At 44.0% G+C, this 3,108-nt stretch carries 5 protein-coding genes and 1 pseudogene; 2 read left to right on the top strand and 4 right to left on the bottom strand.

The features are described from left to right. Positions 1 to 144: 144 nt before the first annotated feature. The 4 genes and pseudogenes from AC13D2_RS09070 to AC13D2_RS09055 form a co-directional block, all read right to left on the bottom strand. Positions 145 to 351, bottom strand: a pseudogene (locus AC13D2_RS09070) (IS91 family transposase); the annotation flags it as partial. A 112-nt stretch (positions 352 to 463) separates the two neighbouring features. Continuing rightward, positions 464 to 745: a hypothetical protein gene (locus tag AC13D2_RS09065; RefSeq protein WP_020745568.1), complete on the bottom strand. Its 282-nt coding sequence runs from the start codon at positions 743 to 745 to the stop codon at positions 464 to 466. 158 nt (positions 746 to 903) lie between these two features. Further along, on the bottom strand, positions 904 to 1,596 hold the full coding sequence (locus AC13D2_RS09060; RefSeq protein WP_138686915.1) for a hypothetical protein: 693 nt from the start codon (positions 1,594 to 1,596) through the stop codon (positions 904 to 906). 19 nt (positions 1,597 to 1,615) lie between these two features. Next, positions 1,616 to 2,050 carry a tetratricopeptide repeat protein gene (locus AC13D2_RS09055; protein WP_151281268.1) on the bottom strand — a complete coding sequence of 145 codons (435 nt, stop codon included), beginning with the start codon at positions 2,048 to 2,050 and terminating at the stop codon, positions 1,616 to 1,618. Between AC13D2_RS09055 and AC13D2_RS09050 the strand changes: the two genes are divergently transcribed. Together AC13D2_RS09050 and AC13D2_RS09045 are read left to right on the top strand one after the other, a co-directional pair. Then, complete coding sequence (locus AC13D2_RS09050) at positions 2,045 to 2,437, top strand: RNA polymerase sigma factor (RefSeq protein ID WP_283235263.1); 393 nt, start codon at positions 2,045 to 2,047, stop codon at positions 2,435 to 2,437. The two genes, AC13D2_RS09055 and AC13D2_RS09050, sit on opposite strands and share 6 nt — an antisense overlap. A gap of 4 nt (positions 2,438 to 2,441) precedes the next feature. Next, on the top strand, positions 2,442 to 2,834 hold the full coding sequence (locus tag AC13D2_RS09045; RefSeq protein ID WP_138686922.1) for a DUF6768 family protein: 393 nt from the start codon (positions 2,442 to 2,444) through the stop codon (positions 2,832 to 2,834). Positions 2,835 to 3,108 lie beyond the last annotated feature (274 nt).

Below are 3,108 nucleotides of genomic sequence, written 5' to 3'. Positions count from 1 at the left end.
TTCGTCAGTACCTAGTGCGCGGCCTTTTTTCACTTATATCAAAGACTGATCAATCATCCTGAAAAAAGGTGTCATAAGCTATTAATTTTAGTCCTTTACGGCTGTTTTTGGGGAATTTTTCACGTTTGTCTGCCAACCCTCAACTACACGCAAAAAACCATGCTCAAGCCGACCACACCTAAGAAACTCTTCAAACTCTTTTACCACATGAAGTGGTAACGACTTCCCTTTTTGTGAAAGCTGCTTCTGAAATTCTGGGTAGTGGCGTTCGACCAATTGATACAGTAACGTCTGCTCTGGACGATGTCGTTTATAGGTATGAGAGTGAGTTACTAGCAATGGCGCCTTTATCTTGAATTGGCATCACAGTGTGTATATGATTTTAATGTAAATCTACTGATCAATAGGGTGGGAAATTTATAGTCTCAAGGTCCGAAAAACGTACAGAGCAGCCCGAGAGGCCTCATACCAGGATGTCCGGTTTTGACCAATACATGTACCGACATAGCCGTTCCAGTTTCTCAGATTCGTGGCTGTCAGCAAACTCCCTAACAAGTAAGCTAAAACCGCCTATTTGAGCTAAATGACCATAGTTATCATCGTCTTTTTCGGGCAAGGTTTGCAAGGCAAGTACTATTTTGTCCTTATCTGGCCCTACAGCAATACGGCAACTGATTGAAGCTGATTGCAAGGGCAATAAACAATCTTCATCATCCATGGGTAAATCGAGAAACGTGTTATCCATATCACCTGTCCTCTCTTGTTTACCGAAAACTGAATTGCGGATTAACCAAATTGCCCAAGCTTAGCCCCGTATTCCTGTATATAGATGTAAATAACCGGCATTGCTTGCCGGTTATACTCGTCCTTTTGTAAAGCTAGCACATACTTGTACTTCTTACCTTACAACCGCGCGCGGGTCATCCCTATAAGTGCACTTTCCAACGTTTTCATTTCTTCACTGTCGCAAGCATATCGTTGCATAGTCGTTGCGACGCCTCGCAGGTTGTCACTCATTGTGAATAAAGACTTTTGTGCGTCTGCGGAAATCATACCAGACGCGCCATAAATATTTGCCAGCGCATCAACGTTATTAGCATTGGTCCCTTCACCTAATTGCTTGAATATATCGGCATGTCGCCTGGCAATCGTATAGTGGTAGGTTTGAGTGTAGGTATTGCGGTATACCTCTTCCCCCATAACGGTTCGAGTTATATCATCCCATACTTCAGTACGCGTAAATTCGACGGGGTTGGGGCCTAAGCATTTGGCTGCCAGGTGCTCATATGACACGATAAAAAATCCGGTCATTGCCGTACTCATGCTAATACCCTTTAAACTATCCCGCATTTCTTGCTTTATGGCCTGTGGATCACTCTGCCTGCCCATAAAAAGTGATGTTAGTTCAATGACACCGGAATTAAGTAACGGCTCTGTTGCTTCAACCATCGCCCGCTCGAATTTTTTATCTTCCTCGGCAATAATTTGCATGTCATTTCGGTACAGTGCATTGATATACACGGCTCCATCATCGTCCGCTTCTAACGGGCCATCCCCTACCCGCTTTCGGTAGGCGATAAGTTCAAGTTCTGCCATGCGGCACTGCTTGGCACCGTTAACCACTTGCCAGGTAGAGGAGTGCTGTTTGTCTGGCCGGATAAGTTTGATACACCCTTGCCGCTGCTGTCTTGTTGTCCTGCTGTAGTAACATGAGTGCTTTTAATTTTAAGGCATCCGAGTGAAAAGGCGCATTTGCCAGTACGGTATCCAGCTGAATTAACGCTGCCTCGTCATTTTTATCAATTAACAATTGATAAACCAAGGTCAGGCTTTTGAATGGAGACGCAGTATTAAAAGTACGTATTTCTTTAATTAATGCCTGTGCTTTATCTTTTTTATCCAGACGCATATAGGCCTGTAATTTATAAAAGGCTATTTGAGTCGCCTGCTCGGTTGTCAGCCCTGCATGTTTATGGGATAAGTTAGTTAATGCCACATCGGCCCCGGTCTTTTGATAAGCCACGGATAGCAGAGGCACCACCTCATTCACAGGGTAACCCAGAATGCCTGGCTCAAGGTTGCCCGATCGCTGATGCGGCTTGAAGATCCACGCGCCTTTAAGAGCTGGCTCTACCAGGCGGTGCGCTGGCAAACTCTCGACCTGTTAAAAAAATCTCAACATGAACAAAGCTGGCTCTGCAACAATGATATCGAACAAATAGGCCATGTTGAGCGCAACTCAGGTAATGACGAACTCAAGCAGCATATAGAACAGCTTGCAGAAATAGATAAACAGGCCATCCACCTGTTTTACTTGGAAGATATGAGCATACAGGAAATCAGCATAGTGTTGGCAATCCCCACCGGCACGGTAAAGTCCAGGCTTAACCGCGCCAGGCAAACTTTGAAGCAAAAATTGACGAACGTACAGGAGTGATCTTATGAACCTAGATGAAAAAATTAAACAGGAATTAGAAAGCGAGGCCAAAAAACTGGACAAAATACTGGCCCATGAACCTGGCATTTTTAACATGTTGGCCAATGCCTATAAGGGCGCGTTGGGCGGCTGGTTGATACTGGTGGGTATATTTACCTTCCTGATCACCCTGCTACTCTTTTGGGCTGGCTACCAGTTCTTTTTGGTTACTGAGCTTAACTACGAGCAAAAAATATTTTGGGGCTTAGTGATGATCTTTGTTGGCATGGTACAAATCGCCTTAAAAATGTGGACTTTTATGGAGATGAACCGGCAATCTACCAACAGGGAAATAAAGCGCCTGGAAATGTCCATCGAGCGCCTGGTCAATACCCTGATCAAAACCAAGGAGGCATAACATGATGACCCTAAGATCAATATGAATAAAACTCTTATGCCCTAAAACATTTGAATTTCAGCATATTGTGGATAGGTTGCTGGCCATGAATTAATGCCATTTCGCCCAGCAAACAATTTTTGTTAAAATAAGCGGGTATCCGGAATTTCTGGTTGATAAAATGCCAAAGATGTAAAGAAGAAAATCTTTCTCAGCGGATTATCTGATTGATCCTCTTCAGCCTACTCTACTGCCAATTTTCTGTTTCCACCTTCGCCTGAGTCTTCATAGCGAT

The organism is Marinobacter sp. B-12, assembly GCF_056857915.1.
The sequence above is the reverse complement of the archived record's forward strand: the minus strand, read 5'-3'. Positions and strand labels throughout refer to the sequence as shown.

Excerpts from the sequence above, each read along its gene's own strand:
- AC13D2_RS09065 (WP_020745568.1), bottom strand. The coding sequence starts at position 745 with ATGGATAACACGTTTCTCGATTTACCCATGGATGATGAAGATTGTTTA.
- AC13D2_RS09060 (WP_138686915.1), bottom strand. The coding sequence starts at position 1,596 with ATGGCAGAACTTGAACTTATCGCCTACCGAAAGCGGGTAGGGGATGGC.
- AC13D2_RS09045 (WP_138686922.1), top strand. The coding sequence starts at position 2,442 with ATGAACCTAGATGAAAAAATTAAACAGGAATTAGAAAGCGAGGCCAAA.